At 66.8% G+C, this 18,109-nt stretch carries 18 protein-coding genes; 9 read left to right on the forward strand and 9 right to left on the reverse strand.

Annotated features, from left to right (window positions below):
* Positions 1–11 precede the first annotated feature (11 nt).
* Positions 12–899 carry a DUF817 domain-containing protein gene (locus tag ACP7BH_RS01025; protein WP_425984417.1) on the forward strand — a complete coding sequence of 296 codons (888 nt, stop codon included), beginning with the start codon at positions 12–14 and terminating at the stop codon, positions 897–899.
* Here the strand turns inward: ACP7BH_RS01025 and ACP7BH_RS01030 are convergent.
* Together ACP7BH_RS01030 and ACP7BH_RS01035 are read right to left on the reverse strand one after the other, a co-directional pair.
* Positions 858–1,625 carry an EAL domain-containing protein gene (locus ACP7BH_RS01030; protein WP_425984415.1) on the reverse strand — a complete coding sequence of 256 codons (768 nt, stop codon included), beginning with the start codon at positions 1,623–1,625 and terminating at the stop codon, positions 858–860. The genes ACP7BH_RS01025 and ACP7BH_RS01030 overlap by 42 nt on opposite strands.
* 68 nt (positions 1,626–1,693) lie before the next feature.
* Positions 1,694–2,287 carry a nitroreductase family protein gene (locus ACP7BH_RS01035; protein WP_425984413.1) on the reverse strand — a complete coding sequence of 198 codons (594 nt, stop codon included), beginning with the start codon at positions 2,285–2,287 and terminating at the stop codon, positions 1,694–1,696.
* A gap of 45 nt (positions 2,288–2,332) precedes the next feature.
* On the opposite strand from ACP7BH_RS01035, the gene ACP7BH_RS01040 reads away from it, so the two are divergent.
* Entirely contained in the window at positions 2,333–2,959 is a 627-nt protein-coding gene (locus ACP7BH_RS01040; protein ID WP_425984411.1) for an NUDIX domain-containing protein, read from the forward strand.
* Between the two features lie 20 nt (positions 2,960–2,979).
* Positions 2,980–3,807, forward strand: a complete 828-nt coding sequence (cysE, locus tag ACP7BH_RS01045; protein WP_425984409.1) for a serine O-acetyltransferase — start codon at positions 2,980–2,982, stop codon at positions 3,805–3,807.
* A gap of 9 nt (positions 3,808–3,816) precedes the next feature.
* Here the strand turns inward: cysE and ACP7BH_RS01050 are convergent, their stop codons facing one another.
* On the reverse strand, positions 3,817–5,892 hold the full coding sequence (locus ACP7BH_RS01050; RefSeq protein ID WP_425984407.1) for a TonB-dependent receptor: 2,076 nt from the start codon (positions 5,890–5,892) through the stop codon (positions 3,817–3,819).
* A gap of 48 nt (positions 5,893–5,940) precedes the next feature.
* Here ACP7BH_RS01050 and ACP7BH_RS01055 point away from each other — a divergent pair, with 48 nt between their 5' ends.
* The 3 genes from ACP7BH_RS01055 to ACP7BH_RS01065 all read left to right on the forward strand — a co-directional run bounded on the left by ACP7BH_RS01055 (position 5,941) and on the right by ACP7BH_RS01065 (position 8,406).
* Positions 5,941–7,149 (forward strand): DUF1624 domain-containing protein, encoded by a 1,209-nt coding sequence (locus ACP7BH_RS01055; RefSeq protein WP_425984405.1) that lies wholly within the window; start codon positions 5,941–5,943, stop codon positions 7,147–7,149.
* 73 nt (positions 7,150–7,222) lie between these two features.
* Positions 7,223–7,444, forward strand: coding sequence for a DUF3126 family protein (locus tag ACP7BH_RS01060; protein ID WP_426016308.1), 222 nt, complete (start codon positions 7,223–7,225; stop codon positions 7,442–7,444).
* A 263-nt stretch (positions 7,445–7,707) separates the two neighbouring features.
* A complete protein-coding gene (locus ACP7BH_RS01065; RefSeq protein ID WP_425984403.1) occupies positions 7,708–8,406 on the forward strand; it encodes an AIM24 family protein in 699 nt (232 codons plus the stop codon).
* Positions 8,407–8,470: 64 nt separating this feature from the next.
* On the opposite strand, the gene ACP7BH_RS01070 is transcribed toward ACP7BH_RS01065, so the two are convergent.
* Together ACP7BH_RS01070 and ACP7BH_RS01075 are read right to left on the reverse strand one after the other, a co-directional pair.
* Positions 8,471–8,713, reverse strand: coding sequence for a DUF2164 domain-containing protein (locus ACP7BH_RS01070; protein ID WP_425984401.1), 243 nt, complete (start codon positions 8,711–8,713; stop codon positions 8,471–8,473).
* Positions 8,710–10,608: an ABC-F family ATP-binding cassette domain-containing protein gene (locus tag ACP7BH_RS01075; protein ID WP_425984399.1), complete on the reverse strand. Its 1,899-nt coding sequence runs from the start codon at positions 10,606–10,608 to the stop codon at positions 8,710–8,712. The genes ACP7BH_RS01070 and ACP7BH_RS01075 overlap by 4 nt, the downstream gene beginning before the upstream one ends.
* 150 nt (positions 10,609–10,758) lie before the next feature.
* Between ACP7BH_RS01075 and ndk the strand changes: the two genes are divergently transcribed.
* Both ndk and ACP7BH_RS01085 read left to right on the forward strand, forming a co-directional pair.
* Positions 10,759–11,178: a nucleoside-diphosphate kinase gene (ndk, locus tag ACP7BH_RS01080; RefSeq protein ID WP_159844937.1), complete on the forward strand. Its 420-nt coding sequence runs from the start codon at positions 10,759–10,761 to the stop codon at positions 11,176–11,178.
* 158 nt (positions 11,179–11,336) lie between these two features.
* Complete coding sequence (locus tag ACP7BH_RS01085) at positions 11,337–11,537, forward strand: hypothetical protein (RefSeq protein WP_135195296.1); 201 nt, start codon at positions 11,337–11,339, stop codon at positions 11,535–11,537.
* 79 nt (positions 11,538–11,616) lie between these two features.
* Here the strand turns inward: ACP7BH_RS01085 and ACP7BH_RS01090 are convergent, their stop codons facing one another.
* The 4 genes from ACP7BH_RS01090 to purM all read right to left on the reverse strand — a co-directional run bounded on the left by ACP7BH_RS01090 (position 11,617) and on the right by purM (position 16,788).
* The gene (locus tag ACP7BH_RS01090) at positions 11,617–13,674 is read right to left on the reverse strand and encodes a M13 family metallopeptidase (RefSeq protein ID WP_425984397.1); all 2,058 of its coding nucleotides are present in this window, start codon (positions 13,672–13,674) and stop codon (positions 11,617–11,619) included.
* An 86-nt stretch (positions 13,675–13,760) separates the two neighbouring features.
* Positions 13,761–14,354, reverse strand: a complete 594-nt coding sequence (purN, locus tag ACP7BH_RS01095; protein WP_425984395.1) for a phosphoribosylglycinamide formyltransferase — start codon at positions 14,352–14,354, stop codon at positions 13,761–13,763.
* Complete coding sequence (locus ACP7BH_RS01100; RefSeq protein ID WP_425984394.1) at positions 14,354–15,745, reverse strand: M20/M25/M40 family metallo-hydrolase; 1,392 nt, start codon at positions 15,743–15,745, stop codon at positions 14,354–14,356. Before ACP7BH_RS01100 ends, purN begins: the two co-directional genes overlap by 1 nt.
* Positions 15,746–15,750: 5 nt before the next feature.
* Positions 15,751–16,788 (reverse strand): phosphoribosylformylglycinamidine cyclo-ligase, encoded by a 1,038-nt coding sequence (gene purM, locus ACP7BH_RS01105; RefSeq protein WP_425984393.1) that lies wholly within the window; start codon positions 16,786–16,788, stop codon positions 15,751–15,753.
* A 79-nt stretch (positions 16,789–16,867) separates the two neighbouring features.
* Here purM and rnd point away from each other — a divergent pair, with 79 nt between their 5' ends.
* Positions 16,868–18,016, forward strand: a complete 1,149-nt coding sequence (rnd, locus tag ACP7BH_RS01110) for a ribonuclease D (protein WP_425984391.1) — start codon at positions 16,868–16,870, stop codon at positions 18,014–18,016.
* Positions 18,017–18,109 lie beyond the last annotated feature (93 nt).

Consider the following 18,109-nt stretch of genomic DNA (forward strand, 5'->3'; position numbering starts at 1 on the left):
GGGGAGAAGGAATGACCCACCGCCTCCCCCTCGAAGCCTGGGGCCGCCGTCTTCTCACGCGCGCTGAGACCTGGGCCGACCAGTCCCGCCCGCGTCGCTACGCCTACGAATTCCTCTGGTTCGGGCTGAAACAGGGGTGGGCGTGTCTGTTCGGGGGGCTGATGCTGGGCTTGATCCTGGGGACCTTCCTGTTCTGGCCGGAAGGGGCGCCGGTGTCGCGCTACGACTTTCTGGCGGTCGGGGCGGTGCTGATCCAGGCGGCCATGCTGGCGTTCCGGCTGGAGAGCTGGGAGGAGGCGCGGGTGATCTTCCTGTTCCATGTGGCGGGGACGATCATGGAACTGTTCAAGACGGCGCACGGGTCATGGGGCTATCCCGAGGACAGCCTGTTGCGCATCGGCGCGGTGCCGCTGTTCTCGGGCTTCATGTATGCGGCGGTGGGCAGCTATATCGCGCGGGTGCAGCGCATCTTCCATATCCGGGTGCGGGGGTATCCGCCGCTGTGGACGACCTGGGTGCTGGCGGCGGCGATCTATGTGAATTTCTTCGCCCATCACTGGCTGCCGGACGTGCGGATCGCGCTGTTCGCGGCGACCGTGCTGCTGTTCGGGCGGGGGTGGTTCCATTTCACGGCGGACCGGCGCGGGCGGTCGATGCCGCTGCTGCTGGGATACGGGCTGGTGGCCCTGTTCATCTGGTTCGCCGAGAACCTGGGCACGCTGGGGCGGGCCTGGGTCTACCCGGGGCAGGAGGCGGGGTGGGAGATGGTGTCCCTGGCCAAGCTGGGCAGTTGGTTCCTGCTGATGATCATATCCGTGGTGCTAGTGTCCCTGGTCCACCGGCCGGAGGAAGAGCCGTCAGGCGGTGTGGGCCAGGGGCTGGGTCGCGCGGGGCCATGAGACGGGCGACAGGGCCTCGACCGCCGGCTTGGCCAGCAGATAGCCCTGCATCAGGGTGACGCCCAGGTCGCGCAGGACGTCGTGTTCGGCCAGGGTCTCGACCCCTTCGCAGACCGGCTCGACGCCCAGGTCACGCAGCATGTTCAGGGTGTTGCGCACGATGGTGCGCTTGACCGGGTCGGTGTCGATGTCGCGGATCAGGGCCATGTCCAGCTTGACGATGTCCGGCTGGAACAGGGTCAGCAGGCCCAGGCCCGCATAGCCGGCGCCAAAGTCGTCGATGGCGGTCTTGAACCCCATGGCCCGATAGGAGCGCAGGATGTTCAGGATGTGGGCGGCGTCCATCGCCTCGCTCTCGGTGAACTCGAAGATGATCCGGTTCAGCGGGAAGTTGGTGCGCATCGCCGCCGCCAGGGTGGCGCGGATGCAGGCGCGCGGCTCATAGACCGCATTGGGCAGGAAGTTGATCGACAGGTTGGCGCCGTCGGCCGTCATGTCCAGACCGGCCGCCAGGTCGATGGCGGTGGTCCGGCAGACCTGATCGAAGGCGTAGCGGTTGTCGGGCGAGACCTGCGACAGAACATGGCCGGCGCCTTGGCCGTCCTTGCCGCGCACCAGGGCCTCGTAGGCGAAGACGGTCTGGTTCGCGACATCGACGATGGGCTGAAACGCCATGGTGATCGGCAGGTCGAACCCGGCCCCATCTTTACAACCCACACAGGACATCGGCCCAAACGTCTCCAGTTAAGGGTCTGATGTTAGGGAGGAAAGATTAAGGATCTCCACTGCTCCGCTTACGGCAGGCGTGTGACCTTGGCGGCCATGTCGGGGCGGGGGCGTTCCAGAGGCGGCTCTGTCAGGGTTCCGATATGGATGAAGCCGGCGACGGTTTCGCCTTCGGCGACGCCGAACAGGGCGGCAGCCTGGGGATCGTAGCTGTACCAGTCGGTGATCCAGCTGGAGGAATAGCCGAGGCCTGACGCGGCATGTTCCAGGTTCATGCACACCGCCCCGGCCGACAGCTGCTGCTCCCAGATCGGCTTGGCATTGGGAATGGGGGTGGAGACGACCAGGATGGTGAGCGGCGCGGCCGTCAGCTTGGCCAAGACCACCTGATCCTTGGCCGGTCGGTTGTGCAATTCGGCCAGCACCGCCAGCCGCTCGGCGATTTCGGCGCGCGATTGCGGCCCCATGACCACGAACCGCCAGGGGAACAGCTTGCCGTGGTCGGGGGTGCGGGCGCCCAGGGTCAGGATCTGCTCCAGCTCCGCCTCGGACGGGCCGGGCGCGACCAGGGCCTGGGCCGGGGCCGAACGGCGCGTCGCCAGCCGGTCGAGAAAGGCCTGTGATGGAACGGGCAGGGGCAGGGGTTCGTTGAGCGCGACCATGCCGTCTAGCTAGGCTTTCATCCGCGTCTTCGCCATAGGTGGACAATGAGCAATTCCGACGAACCGAAATGGGCTGAGGGCCTGTCCAAGCCGCCCGCGTGGCGCAGCGACGGGACCGAGACCGTGTTCGACAGCCCTTGGATGACCCTGACCCAACATCCGGCGACGGCGCCGACGGGGCATGCTGCCGACTATGCCGTGGTCCGGTTCAAGAATGTCGGAACCGGCGTCCTGCCGGTGCATGACGACGGCACGGTGACCCTGGTGGGTCAGCAGCGGTTCGCCCTGGCCAACTATTCGTGGGAGATGCCCGAGGGGGGCGCGCCGCTGGACGAGGATCCGTTCGACGGAATCCGGCGCGAGCTGGCCGAGGAGGCGGGGCTGAAAGCCGAGCACTGGCTGCCAGCGCTGACGGTCGAGATGTCGAACTCCATCACCGACGAGATCGGCATGACCTGGATCGCCTGGGGCCTGAGTCCTACGCCCATTGCGCCGGACCCGACCGAGATAATCGCCGTGGTGCGTGTGCCGTTCTTGGATCTGCTGGACGAGATCGGGCGCGGGACGGTGCGCGACAGTTTGACGGTGGCGACGGCCTATAAGGCCTATCATATGGCCCACAACGGCGAACTGCCCCAGGCGCTGGCGCAGGCCATGCTGGGGCGCGTATGATGAGTGCGAAGGAGCCGGTCATGGCCAAGCTTGAAGTCGTCGCGGAGACCGAAACCGACAGCGTGTGGCGCCAGCTGCGCGCCTCGGCCGAGGCCGCCTCGCGCGAAGAACCGCAATTGGGCTCGCAGATGAACGCCGTCATCCTGTCGCACGACGACCTCGCCGGCGCGCTCAGCTTCCAGATCGCGCGCAAGCTGGCGGACGGTGAGATGAGCGCCATGTCGGTGCGCGAGGTCTGCCTGTCGGCGTTCAAGGCGGATGCGGCCATGGTCGAGGCGGCCGAGGCTGATCTTCAGGCCGTGGCCGAGCGCGACCCGGCGATCCGCAACCTGTTGCAGCCCTTCCTGTATTTCAAAGGCTTCCAGGCTTTGCAGGGCTGGCGCGTGGCGCACTGGCTGTGGGGGCAGGGGCGCGAGACACTGGCCTTCCACTTCCAGAGCCGAATCTCCGAACTGTTCCAGTTGGACATCCATCCGGCCGCGCAACTGGGCAAGGGGCTGTTCCTGGACCACGGCACCGGCATCGTCATCGGCGAGACGGCGGTGGTCGGCGACGACGTATCCATGTTGCACAACGTAACCCTGGGCGGGACGGGCGCCGAGCGCGGCGACCGCCACCCCAAGATCGGCAAGGGCGTCCTGTTGGGCGCCGGGGCCAAGGTGCTGGGCAATATCCACGTCGGCGACTACGCCAAGGTCGCCTCGGGCTCGGTGGTGCTGAAGGACGTGCCGTCGGGTTGCACCGTGGCGGGGGTGCCGGCGCGTCTGGTCAACTGCCCGACCAACGCCGAACCGGCCAGGACGATGGATCACACCCTGGCCGAGGTCGTCTACGACTTCGTCATCTGAGCCGTCGCCTCACAACGCGATCCTGAGTGACGCGCGCACGCTGCGGGGGGCGCCGGGGAAGATCCACAGGGCGCTGTAGGAGCTGGCGGCGTATCGCTCGTCGAACAGGTTGTCGACCTCGATCCGGGCCGTGACCTGGGGCGTCAGGCCGTAGTCCAGCGCCGCCTTGGCCTTCCAATAGGCGGGCAGGCGCACGGGATTGAGTGTCAGGGCGCCGGCCCGATCCCCGACATAGGCGGCGCCGGCCATAACCGACCAGGTCGTACCGTGCGCTGTGGCGAAGCGGCCGATGGCGAACAGCGAGCCGGAATGTTCGGGCACGTTCAGCACGGCGTCTGTGGCGAAGGCGCTGTCGTCGGCCGTGGCGTCGGTCCAGCCGTAGTTGGCCACCACCTGCCAGGCGTCGTCGATGCGCAGCGACCCGTCCAGCTCGATCCCGCGCGTCGTCAGCTTGCCGACCGGGGCCAGGTAGTTGGGGTCGACCGGGTCGGTGGTCAGGATGTTCGACTTCTCGATATCGAAGACGGTGGCCGCCAGATCCAACCCGTCCCAGGCGCCGGCCAGGCCGATCTCGTAACCCTTGCCGTCTTCGGGGGCGAAGCCCAAACCATCGCGACCTGTCCCTGAGTTCAGCACGAAGGACTGGCCATAGCTGGCGTGGGCGGTCAGGTTGTCGGTCAGTCGATAGCGGGCGGCGAACCGGTATTTTAGCGGCGTATCGCTGGCCTCGCCGACGGCGCCGGTGCGGTTGTTGCGGATGGTCTGGTCGTAGTCGTCGAACCGCAGCCCGGCCAGCAGGCTGAGACGGTCGTTCACCTCCCACAAATCCTGGGCATACAGGGTGACGACCTCGCGGGTTTCCAGATTGTCGGTGAAGGGCAGGGGCGTCGGCGGCGTCACCGCGCCATAGACGGGGTTGAAGACGTCGATCGGATAGGGATTGGCTGCGCTCGGATTAATACGCAGCCACTTCTCGCCATAGGTCAGCTGATAAGCCTTCACGCCGAAGCCGAGGTTGTGGACGCCCAGCCCCATCTCGACCACGCCGTTCAGCTCCAGCCTGGCCGACAGGTCCTCGACGGTGAAGTCGCGGCCCCGGCGTTGGCGCCACAGCTGGTCGCCGACCAGGCGGGACTGGTCGCTGGACAGGCCCTTCAGCGAGCCGCCGCGCCAGGCGATGCCGCCGTTCACGCTCCAGCCGTCGTTGATCCGGTATTCGCCGGTGATCTGGTGCCGTTCGTTGCGGAACCGGGTCACGCCGTCGCCCGGCTCGCCGTAATAGTTCGATTCCGGCAGGGCCAGCGCGTCGCCATCGATCGCCGGCATCCCCCGGTCGAACAGGGTGGTGAAGGTCGTGAACTCGCCCACATAGGTCAGGCGCAGGTCGTCGTTGGGCCGCCAGGTCAGGGACGGGGCGATCACCGTGCGGTCCAGGCCGACATGGTCGCGCCAGCCGGTGCTGGTCTCGCCCGCGACCACCAGCCGTCCGGCCAGGGTGTCGCTGATGGGGCCCGTCAGGTCCAGTTCGCCGCGCCTCAAACCGAACGAGCCGACCGTGGCGGTGAAGGCGGCGCCGGTCGCGAAGCGCGGAGTCTTGGACACGATGTTGATGCGTCCCGCCGGGTCGATGTCGCCGAACAGGGCGCCGGACGGCCCTTTAAGCACCTCGATCCGTTCGGCCGTGGCCGGGTCGCGGGGCGGGGCCATGCCCCGGTTGGCCAGGAAGCCATCGACGTAATATTCCGCGCCGCCGTCGGGCGTGCCCAGGAAGCCGCGAATGGCGAAGTTGTCCATCACCCCGCCGCGATTGTTCTGCTGGCTGACGCCGCTGACCAGCTCCAAAGCGTCGGCCAGGCGGGTCGCGCCCACAGCCTTGATCAGGTCGTTCTCGATGGAGCGGCTGGACGGCGACATCGCCTCCGTCACCGGCCCGGCGCCCAGGGTCAGGTCGCGCGGCGCCTGACGCCGGCCCAGGACCACGATCTCGCCCACCGTCTGGGGTTCGGCCGCCTCAACGGGGGCGGGGGCGGGGGCGTTGGCGGCGACCAGCAGGCACGCGCAGGCGCAGCTCATGAGGAGGGACAAGGCAGACTCCGTTTGTAACGTTATACTATATCGGCTATCCGCTCCGGCATGACGATGTCAACCACTGCAACACCTGTTCCCGCCTTCGCCTCTTCGACCGCCGCCGCCGCAGTCCGTTCGGTCGGTCGGATCCGATCCGTCGACGCCCTGCGCGGGCTGGTGATCCTGCTGATGCTGGTCGATCACGCCCGCGAGTCGTTCTTCATCCACGCTCAGGTCTCGGACCCGATGAACCTGGAGACGACCTCGCCCGCCCTGTTCTTCACGCGGCTGTCGGCCCATCTGTGTGCGCCCATCTTCCTGGCGCTGACGGGGGTGGGAGCGTGGCTGTATGGGAACAAGCAGGCCCAGGGCGCAAACGGGGCCAGGTCGGCGTCCGACTTCCTTTGGAAGCGCGGCTTGTTTCTTGTGGTTCTGGAACTGACGGTCGTCGGTTTCGGCTGGAGCTTCTCGTTCACGCCGCAGATCATCTATCTGCAGGTCATCTGGGCCATCGGCCTGTCGATGATCGCGCTTGCTGCCCTGGTGCATCTGCCGCGTCCGGCGCTGATCGTCGTGGGACTGGTGATCGTGCTGGGACACAATCTGCTGCATCCCATTACCGTCGCGGCGGGCCAACCGGGCCATGTGATCTGGGCGGTGCTGCACGATCGCAGTCTGATGGACCTGCCATGGGGCGGGCAGGTGCGAACCTCCTATCCGCTGCTGCCGTGGATCGGGGTGGCGGCGCTGGGTTACGCCATCGGGCCATGGTTCGTGGGCGAGCAGAGGACGCGGCTGCAGCGGCTGGTGCTGACGGGCCTGTGCGCGCTGGCGCTGTTCGTCGTGCTGAGGGCGATCAATGTCTACGGCGATCCGACGCCCTGGGCCGTGCAGGCGACGCCGATCCAGACGGTGATGAGCGTTCTGAACCTGACCAAATATCCGCCGTCGGCTGACTTCCTGCTGCTGACGCTGGGTGTCGGGGCTCTGATCCTGGCGGGGTTGGAGAAGGCGCCGGATCGGCTGGTCGGTTTGTTGGCCGTCTTCGGCGCGGCGCCGTTGTTCTTCTACATCCTGCACATCTATGCGCTGCACCTGTTGAATCTGGCGGCCTTGACCGCCTTCGGTCCCAATCAGGGCGATGGGTTCGCCGTGCCGGGCGTGGCCTGGCTATGGGGGCTGGCGGCCGTTCTCGCCGTGCCCTGCTGGTTCGCCTGCCGTTGGTTCGGCGGGGTCAAGCGGCGCAGTTCGCAATGGTGGATGCGTTACCTCTGAAACGGGGAAAATGCGCATCGCCGGTTTCCCTGAACCGCCGATGTCTCTAGGGTCCGCCGCCAACATTCAGACCATGAGGCCCCCCGTGAAAGACACCGACCTGAAGCGCATCGAGGCCCACCTCAAGCGCACCTTCAACACTGGCGGCATCATCCTGAAGGCCCGCCCGAAACAGAACGACTCGGCCGAAGTCTATGTCGGCGACGAGTTCATCGGCATCGTCTTTGAGGACGAGGACGAGGAAGGCTCGTTCATGTTCGAAATGGCGATCCTGGCCGAAGACCTGCCGGAATAGGCTTTCGTTCCAAGACGTGATCGCCCGGCCTCGACCGACGCGGGGCGATCACGGCACGACCGGCTTTCAGGCGGACGGGGTTTCGTACATCTTCGCCGCTCTGCCCTCGCGTGCGGTGGACAAGAGGCGCTAGTGGCCATCCACCGGCGTCGGCGCCTCGAACATTGGCAGGTCACGCAGATAGGTTTGCAAGATTGTGGCCTTGCGCGACCGACACTTGGTCGCTCACGCTGACCTTTCAAGAATCCTTGTTTGAGGTTCCCATGCCCGTGAAAACCGTCGCCGAGTTCGTCGCCGCCTACAAGGAGAAGGACGTCAGCACCGAAGCCTTCGAACTGGAGAACCAGTATCTGCTGGAGGTGCGGCTGAACGGGTCGGTCTGGGCCAAGTCCGGGGCCATGGTGGCGCGGACGGGACAGGTGAAGTTCACGCGCCAGGGCCTGATGGAGCAGGGCCTAGGCAATCTGCTGAAGAAGGCGGTCAGCGGCGAGGGCATGGTGCTGATGAAGGTGGAGGGGCAGGGGCGCGTCTATCTGGCCGACACGGGCAAGAAGATCACCCTGCTGCGCCTCGACAACGAGACCATCTTCGTCAACGGCAACGACGTGCTGGCGCTGGAAAACGGCGTCAGCAACCAGATCACCATGATGAAGCGCGTCGCGGGCATGATGTCCGGCGGCCTGTTCAATGTGAAGCTGAGCGGCAGCGGCATCGTCGCCATCACCTCACACTATGATCCACTGATCCTCAAGGTCAGCGCGGCGACCGGCCCCGTGTTCACCGACCCGAACGCCACCGTGGCCTGGTCGGGAAGCCTGTCGCCGGAGATCGCCACAGACATCTCGTTCAAGACCCTGGTGGGCCGTGGCTCGGGCGAGAGCATCCAGATGAAGTTCGCCGGCGAGGGCTGGGTCGTGGTCCAGCCCTATGAGGAAACCTATATGCAGGCCGCCAGCAACTGACAGCGGCGCGGGCGGGGCGCGTGTCGCCCCGCCCGCAGCTTCGCACTGCCGACGGCAGCGATCGTTACCCGAGGCGCTCCAGCCCGTAGAGCGCCTCGACGATGTCTTCGGCCTTCTGCTGCACCAGTTGCTGGGCGTCGCGGACCCCGCGGTTGTAGAAGGCGCCGCCTATCTCCTTGCCGATGAAGTCCAGCAGCATCTCGGCGGGTAGCTGACCCAGTTCCTGATCCAGCTCGCGGGCGAAATAGTCGCGCAGCTTGCCGGTCGCGGCGGCGCGTTCGTCCTTGGAGAATTCGATGGGTTTCAACCGGCGACCTCGGCCAGGGCTTCCTCCGCCGCGACCCATGCGGCCTCGGCCGTCGCGAGGTCGGCTTCGGTCTTGGCGCGGGCGCGGGTCAGGCCCTCCAGGGCTTTCGGATTGTTGACCGAGGCGGTCGCCATGTCGTCGTCGATGCGGGCGATCTCGGCGGTCAGGCGGGTCATGTTTTCCTCCGCCTTCTTGACCGCGTGACGCAGGGTCGAGGGCGAAGGGCCTGATTTCTTGTCGTTCTTGCGGTTCTTGTTGTTCTGAGCGGGGGCGGCGAGAGCCGCCGCCGCCTCTTCCTTCTTGATCTGGCTGGGCTTGGATATGGCGGCCTTGGCGCGGTCGAGGACGAACTTGGCGTAGTCCTCCATGTCGCCGTCATAAGGCTTCACCGTGCCGTCGGCGGCCAGCCACAGACGGTCCGCGACCATCTCCATCAGCGAGCGGTCGTGGGTGATCAGGATGACGGCGCCGGTATAGTCGTTCAGCGCATCCAGCAAGGCTCGGCGACTGTCGATGTCCAGGTGGTTGGTCGGTTCGTCGAGGATCAGGACGTGGGGCGCATCCATGGCCACCATGTTCAGCAGCAGGCGGGCGCGTTCGCCGCCGGACAGGCTGTCGACCGTGGTCTCCTGCTTCTCATAGCCCAGGCCGAACTGGGCCAGTTTGGAGCGGCGGGCGCTTTCGGGCGCGTCCGGCATGGCGCGGCGGATGATCTCCAGCGGCGTGTCGGTGGGATCCATCGCCTCGATCTGATGCTGGTGGAACCAGCCCACGCGCATCTTCTTGTCGCGGTGCAGTTCGCCCTCGGAGACGTTCAGGGCGCCGGCGATCATCTTGGCGAAGGTGGACTTGCCCGCGCCGTTGACGCCCAGCAGGCCGATCCGGTCGTCCAGGTCCATCCGCAGGTTCAGATTGCGCAGGATCGGCTTTCCGGTGTCGTAACCCACATTGGCCCGTTCCAGCCGGATCAGCGGCGGCGCCAGCGGGCGCGGCGGCGAGGGCAGGGTGAAGGGGGCGACACGCTCTTCGATGGTGGTGGCCACCGGCTGCATCTTCTCCAGCCGCTTCATGCGCGACTGGGCCTGGGCGGCCTTGGAGGCCTTGGCCTTGAACCGGTCCACGAAGGATTGAAGGTGGGCGCGTTCGGCGTCCTGCTTGGCCTTGGCCGACAGTTGCAGGCGCGCCTTCTCGGCGCGGGCCTTTTCGAAGGCGTCGTAGTTACCGGTGTAGAGGGTCAGGGTGTGGTTCGCGAGGTGCAGGATATGGGTGCAGACCTCGTTCAGCATCTCCCGGTCGTGGGAGATGATCAGGGCGGTGTGCGGGTATTTCTTCAGCCGCGCCTCAAGCCACAGGGCGCCTTCCAGGTCGAGGTAGTTGGTCGGTTCGTCGAGCAGCAGCATGTCCGGCTCGGCGAACAGGGCGGCGGCCAGGGCGACGCGCATGCGCCAGCCGCCCGAGAACTCGGACATCGGCCGGGCCTGGTTCTCCTGGTCGAAGCCCAGGCCGACCAGGATTTCGGCGGCGCGCGCAGGCGCGGCGTCGGCGTCGATCTCGATCAGGCGGGCCCAGATCTCGCCCATCTCCTCGGGGGGCGCAGTCTCCAGCCGGCCCAGCAGGGTGTGGCGTTCGACGTCGGCTTCCAGGATGGTGTCGATGACGCTGACCGGCGTCGCCGGGTGTTCCTGATCGACCGAGCCGATGCGGGCGGTCTTGGGCAGGCTGATCTCGTCGCCGGCGGCGTGAAGCTCGCCCAGGATCAGTTTGAACAGGGTGGACTTGCCGATGCCGTTGCGGCCGACCAGACCGACCTTGGCGCCGGGCGGCAGGCTGACGGAGGCGTCCACGAGGAATTTGCGGCCCCAGGCGTTGAAGGTCAGGTCGGTGATCTGGAGCATTGCGACGAAGGTTCTTCGATTGAGCGACATCCCTCAATCGGCAAGTCTGCGTGCGACGTGCGTCAGGGATGCAAAAGGGACAGTTGGAAACTCGGGAGGTCGTCGCTATAAGCCCGCGACACTCAATCTCCCAACAAGAAGTCACTTTCCATGACCGAACGCACCTTCTCGATCATCAAGCCCGACGCCACGCGCCGCAACCTGACCGGCGCGATCAACGCCGTGATCGAAGGCGCCGGCCTGCGCATTGTCGCCCAGCGCCGCGTCAAGCTGACGACCGAGCAAGCCCAGAAATTCTATGAAGTCCACGCCGAACGCCCGTTCTACGGCGAGCTGGTCGAGCAGATGACCGCCGAGCCGGTCGTCGTTCAGGTGCTGGAAGGCGACAACGCCGTCGCCGCCTATCGTGAAGTCATGGGCGCCACCAACCCCAAGGACGCCGCTGACGGCACGATCCGCAAGCAGTTCGCCCTGTCGATCGGCGAGAACTCGGTCCACGGTTCGGACAGCCAGGACAACGCCAAGATCGAGATCGCCCAGTTCTTCACCGACGACCAGATCGTAGGCTAAGCGCATCGCGCTCAAGTCGCGAGGGACCGCGTCCCGAGCGTAGCGCAAAGAGGATCCGTCCTCTTCAGATAGCGTGACTATATAGGCCCGCGTCCGGAACCGGACGCGGGCCTTGTCGTTTGAGCTTCATCGATTCATCCCTCTCCCGGAGAAGACCCATGAAGACCATGATCAAACTGGCCCCCGTCATCGGCGTTGTCGCCCTGCTGGCCGCCTGCGGTCAGACGATGGAACAACGCGCCGCTACGGGCGCCCTGGGCGGCGCCGTCGCCGGTCAAGTCGTCGGCGGCAACACGGGTTCGACCGTGGCCGGCGCCGCCATCGGTGCTGTCGCCGGTGCGGCGACCACGCCCCGCTAAATCCAGGGCGAAAGCTCAGGATGACAAAAAGGCCCGGAGCGTTCGCTCCGGGCCTTTTCTGCGTCTTGAGACCGGCCGCTTACCAGATGCGGGCTCGGGCCTCGGGGGCGATATATTCCTTCTGGTCCGGCGACACGCCGAAGGCCGCGTACCAGGCGTCGATGTTGCGCGGCGAGGTGGCGGCGCGCACCGAACCGGGCGAGTGCGGATCGGTGGTCAACTGTTCCTTCAGCGCCGCCTCGCGCGACTTCTCACGCCAGACCTGGGCCCAGCCCAGGAAGACGCGCTGATCGCCCGACAGGCCGTCGATCACCGGGGCCGGCTGGCCGTTCAGCGACTTGTGGTAGGCGTCCAGCGCAAGCAACAACCCGCCCAGGTCGGCGATGTTTTCGCCCATGGTCAGGTCGCCGTTGACGCGGACGCCGGGCAGGGGCTCCAACGAGTTGTAGATGTCGCCCAGCACCTTGGCGCGCGCCTCGAAGCGGGCGGCGTCTTCCGGCGTCCACCAGTCGCGCAGCACGCCGTCGCCGTCGGACTTGCGGCCCTGGTCGTCGAAACCGTGGGTGATCTCGTGGCCGATGACCGCGCCGATGCCGCCGTAGTTGACGGCCGGGTCCGCGTTCGGATCGAAGAAGGGCGCCTGCAGGATGGCGGCCGGGAAGACGATCTCGTTGCGCGGCGGGTTGTAATAGGCGTTCACCGTTTGGGGTGTCATGCCCCATTCCAGAGGATCGACCGGCTGGCCGATCTTGCCGCGCTTGTAGGCCCACTCGAAGGCCGAGGAGCGTTCGACGTTGCCGTAGAGGTCGTCGGCAGTCAGCTCCAGCCCGTCATAGGACCGCCACTTGTCGGGATAGCCGATCTTCACCCCGAACTTGGACATCTTGTAGAGGGCCTGTTCGCGCGTGGGTTCGCTCATCCAGTCCAGGGTCTTCAGCCGCTCGGTCATGGCCGCCCGGATATTGCCGACCAGGGTCTCCATCTGGGCCTTGGACGAGGCGGGGAAGTGCAGTCGGACGTATTCCTGGGCCAGGACCTCGCCCAGCTGACCGTCGACCAGGGCCACGCCCCGGTTCCAGCGCGGACGGTTTTCGGGCTGACCGCGCAGGGTCTTGCCGCGGAAGTCGAAGCGGGCGTCAACGAAGGCCTTGGACAGATAGGGGCTGGCCTGATCGACCACGTTGAACGCCTGCCAGGCCTTCAGCGTCTCGATGGGGGTGTCGGCGAACACCTGGGCGATGCTGGGGATGGCGGTGTTTTCCATCAGCACCAGGGTGTCGACGTCCGACACCTGGGCGCCGGCCAAGAAGCCGGACCAGTCGAAGCCGGGCGCCAGGGTCGCCAGGTCCGCGACCTTGGTGGGGTTGTAGAGCTTGTCGATCTGGCGACGCTCGACCGTCGTCCACTGCTTGTCCGCGACCTTGGTCTCGAAGGCCAGGATGTCGGCGGCGGTCTTGGCCGGGTCGGTCCAGCCGATGGCGGTCAGGGTGGTGGTCAGATAGGCGAGGTAGGCCTCGCGCTGGGCGGCGAAGTCGGGCTTCAGATAGTAGTCGCGGTCCGGCAGGCCCAGCGAGCCCTGACCCAGATAGGCCGAGTTCAGGTCGGGCTTCTGCAGGTCCTCGAACACGTCGATGCCGAACAGGGAGGCGCCGAAGCCGGAGTGGCTTTCGCCCATCAGGCGGGACATGCCGGCGTGGTCGCTCACGGCCTTGACGGCTGCGAGGTCGGCGGCCAGCGGCGTGGCGGCCAACTGCTCGATCTTCGCCTCGTCCATGAAGCTGGCATACAGGGCGCCGACCTTCTGGGCGTTGGCGTTGGTCGGGTTGGCGGCGCTGGTCTCGATGATCGACTTCAACTGGGCCTGGGCGGTCTCATACAGGACGTCGAACGGGCCGAAGCGGGCCTTGTCGGCCGGGATTTCCGTCGTGCGCAGATATGCGCCGTTGGCGTATTCATTGAAGTCGTCCCCCGGCTTTACGCTGGTGTCGCGGCCGGCGAGGTCGAAGCCCCAGGGGGTAATGCCTGGCGCGCCATGTGAATGACCTTGTGCCGAATGGTCCTGGGCCGAGGCCGCGCCGCCGGTCAGTGCGACGACGATACAGGCCGAGCAGGCGGCCATCAGACGAATGCGATTCATGGAAGACTGGGTCCCGATTTTGATCGGCGGCACCATCGCGCCGGTGCGGCGGTCTGTCGCATGACGTTTTTGTAATCTTCGGGCCGTCAGCGCCGTTCCCGACCCAAGCAGAAGTTGCCCAGCACCTGCGGATAGAGCGTGTGCTCCGCCGTCTTGACCCGTTCGGCCAAGGCTTCCGGCGTGTCGCCCTGGACGATCGGTACGCGGGCCTGGCCCAGGATCGGGCCTTCATCCACGCCTTCGGTGACGAGGTGAACGGTGCAGCCGGCCTCGGCGTCGCCGGCGGCGATGGCGCGGGCGTGGGTGTCGAGGCCGGGATACAGCGGCAGCAGGCTGGGGTGGATGTTCAGCATCCGCTCGCGCCAGCCGCCGACCAGCCAGGGCGTCAGCACGCGCATGTATCCGGCCAGGGCCACGACCTCGACCCCGGCGGCGCGCAGCGCCTCGTCCACGACGCGCTCGTGGGCCTCGCGATCCTTGCCGAACGGCTTGTGCGGGATGGCGACCGTCGCGACCCCCTTGGCCGCCGCGATGGCCAAACCAACCGCGCCCTCGACGTTCGACAGGACCAACGCGACCTCATAGCCGCTGTCCGGCGTCTGACCCGCGTCGATGAGGGCGGCCATGTTCGAGCCTGCCCCGGAGATCAGGACGGCCACGCGGGTCTTGGGCGCGGGCATCACTCGGCGGGCGGCGTTGCGGGCGCGGGCGCTTCGAACGAACCCGGCGCGCCGGGGAAGACTACGGGGCTTTCATAGCCGTCGGCGGACAGGGCGGAGACGCCGAAGAACCAGTCGTCGATGACGATGTTGGGCAGGACCAGGGTCGTCGCATCCGCAGGCACCGCGCGGCTGAAGGTCCATTGCGGGGCCGTGGTCGCGCGCCACCAGACACGGTAGCCGGCGGCGCCGGGCACGGCGGTCCAGGCGATGGTCGTGTCCGGCTTGACCGCGCCCTCGATCGTCACGCCGGTCGGGGTGGCGGGGGCTGAGGCCAGGGCGGCCATCGTCACCGTGTTCAGCCGCGCCACCTGGCCCAGATAGGCGAAATCGACGCCATCGATGGTGTCGCCGTAGTGGATGCCGTTCTCGACCCGCAGGTCCTGATGCTGGCGATCATAGTTCTCGGCGCCCTCGCTGATGCGCACGGCGGGGAAGCCGGCCTTGAGCATCTCGACCTGGTCGCCGCCACGGCCGTAACGGTCGGTGCGATCGATCATCTCGACGTCGAAGTTGGCCAGATAGCGGTCGGCGATCCCGTCCACGAACCGGGCCAGGTTGCGCGACGAGGAATCGACCTCTCCTCCGTTATAGCGACGGCGTTCGGCCTGTTCCGGGGTCTCGACCGTCTTTGTGCCTTCGGAGAAGACGCGGACGCGGGTGGTGTCGCGCACGCCGTTCTGGCCTTCGGAGTTGCCGATGATGTCGTTGTTCAGATTGGCCTCCACCTTCCAGCCCTGGGCTACGGCGTAGTTGGCCAGAATCTTGCCGCCCAGCAGGCCCTGCTCCTCGCCCGACAGGACGGCGTAGACCAGGGTGGCGGCGAACTTGTGCTTGGACAGGACGCGGGCGGCTTCCAGCACGGCGGCCACGCCCGAGGCGTCGTCGTTGGCGCCGGGCGCGTCGGAAGTGAAGTCCATCACATCGGTGACGCGGCTGTCGATATGGCCCGAGATGATGATGACCCGGTCGGGATCGGTCGTGCCCCGCTGGATGGCCAGCACATCGACCACTTCAGTCGGCGTCGGCACGCGGCGGCCGGTGACGGTGTCGGCGGGCAGGGCGATGGTCAGGCAGCCGCCGCACTCGGCGGCCATGGCGCGAAACTGGCGCTCGGTCCAGCGGCGGGCGGCGCCGATGCCGCGCGTGTCCGACCGGGTTTCCGACAGGGTATGGCGCGTGCCGAACCCGACCAGGGCCTCGATGTCGGCGCGCATACGGTCAGGCCGGATGTCGGCGGCGACGCCGTGCAGCAGGGGCTGCTCTACTGCGGCGGGCGTCTGGGCCTGCGCCGCCCCCGTCGTCAGGGCCAGGGTGAGGACGGCGACGGAGGCGAGCAGGGCGGTGCGCATGGGGATCAGGCCTGTTCCAACTGTCCGCAGACGAAGGCGACTTCGCCCGCGTTGAGCAGGGCGGCGAGAACCGGCTCGGCATTTTCGGGCGAGACGATCAGCATAAAGCCGACGCCACAGTTGAAGGTGCGGCGCATCTCGTGGTCGCTGATGCCGCCGGTCTCGGCCAGCCACTGGAAGACGGCGGGCATGGGCCAGGCGTCCCAGTCGAACGACGCCTGCAGGCCCTCGGCGATGCAGCGGGGCGGGTTTTCGATCAGGCCGCCGCCAGTGATGTGGGCCGCGCCCTTGATCAGGCCTGCCTTCATCAGCGGCAGGACCGGCTTCACATAGATGCGGGTCGGTTCCATCAGGGCCTGGGCTAGCGAACGGTCCTTGGCGAAGGGGGCGTCGTCGCCCCAGGCCAGGCCGGACTTCTCGACCACCTTGCGCACCAGCGAATAGCCGTTCGAGTGCGGACCGGTGGAGGCCAGGCCGATGATGATGTCGCCGGCCGCCTGGCGATCCAGATAGGGCAGGGCGTGGCCACGCTCGACCGCGCCCAGGCTGAAGCCGGCCAAGTCATAGTCGCCGTCGGTGTACATGCCCGGCATTTCGGCGGTCTCGCCGCCGACAAGGGCGCAGCCGGCCTGGCGGCAGCCCTCGGCGATGCCGGCGACGACGCGGCGTGCGGCGTCGATCTCCAGACGACCGGTGGCGTAATAGTCGAGGAACAGCAGGGGTTCGGCGCCCTGAGCCAACAGGTCGTTGACGCACATGGCGACCAGGTCGATCCCGACGCCGTCATGACGGCCGGTCTCTATGGCGATCTTCAGCTTTGTGCCGACGCCGTCGGTGGTGGTGACGATCAGCGGATCCTCGAACCCGGCGGCCTTGAGGTCGAACAGGGCGCCGAATCCGCCCAGCGACGGCTCAGATCCGGGGCGCGCCGTCGATTTCGCCAGCGGCTTGATATGTTCGACCAGCAGTTCGCCGGCGTCGATGTCCACGCCCGCATCGGCGTAGGTCAGGCCGTTTTCGAGAGGCTTTTGGGTGTCGCTCATGAGATCTCGGGCCTGAATCGGGGCGGAAATGCAGCGCGGCTCTTGCCACAGGTAGGATGCGGGGGGCTATAGCATCGGAATGACGCCGATCACCACCACCGAGGCGCTGGCCGAATTCTGCGCCCGCGTAGCCACAGCCCCCTTCATCACGGTCGATACCGAATTCATGCGGGAAACGACCTACTGGCCCAGGCTGTGCCTGATCCAGGCGGCCACGGCCGAACACGCCGCGATCATCGATCCGATGGCGGAAGGGCTGGATCTTGAGCCCTTCCTGGCGCTGCTGCGCGACGAGAAGATCATCAAGGTCTTCCACGCCTGTCGCCAGGATGTCGAAATCTTCGTGCGCCTGGGGGCCATGCCCAAGCCGATGTTCGACACCCAGGTCGCCGCCATGGCCGCCGGGTTCGGCGAACAGGTGGCCTATGATTCGCTGGTGCGGCAGATGCTGCGCATCGAGGTGGACAAGGGCAGCCGGTTCACCGACTGGGGCCGTCGCCCGTTGTCGGACAGCCAGCTGATCTATGCCCTGGGCGACGTGACCCACCTGGCGGCCCTGTATCCCAAGCTGCGCGATCGGCTCAGCAAGGAAGGGCGGCTGGATTGGGTGATGTCGGAGATGGAGAGTCTGGTCGATCCGGCGCTCTACGACACCAATCCCGAAAACGCCTGGAAGCGGCTGAAACCCAAGAAGTTCTCGGCCAAATATATGGCGGCCTTCAAGGCCGTCGCCGTGTGGCGCGAGCGTGCGGCGCAGGAGCGGGACCAGCCGCGCGGCCGTATTCTGAAAGACGAGGGGATCGACGAGATCGCCCAGCAGACGCCGACGGATGTCGAGGCCTTCAACCGTCTGCGGTCGGTGCCGAAGGGCTTCGGCGGGTCGCGCCTGGGCCTGGAACTGGCCGAGGAGCTGAAGCGCGTTCTGGCCGATCCCGAATCGCACGCCCCCGACATGGAGCGCCCAGCGCACCGCCAACCGGCCCCGCCGTCCGTGGTCGAACTGCTGAAGGTGCTGCTGAAGGCCAAGAGCGACAACGCCGGCGTGGCGTCAAAGCTGATCGCCACCGTGTCCGACCTGGAAAAGATCGCCATCAGCGACGACGCCGATGTGGATGCGATGAAGGGCTGGCGCCGCCAGTTGTTCGGCGAAGACGCGCTGAAGCTGAAACGCGGCGAGATCGCCCTGGTGCTGAACGGCGCGCGGGTCGAGATCGTCGAGATCGAGTAGGGACGTCGTCCCCTCCCCACATCGTGGGGAGGGGGACCGCGAAGCGGTGGAGGGGCTTTTGAAGGCCCACAGGCGCCTGTGATGCGGTGCAGA

This window comes from Brevundimonas sp. TWP2-1 (assembly GCF_049897645.1).
Classification (GTDB): Bacteria; Pseudomonadota; Alphaproteobacteria; order Caulobacterales; family Caulobacteraceae; genus Brevundimonas.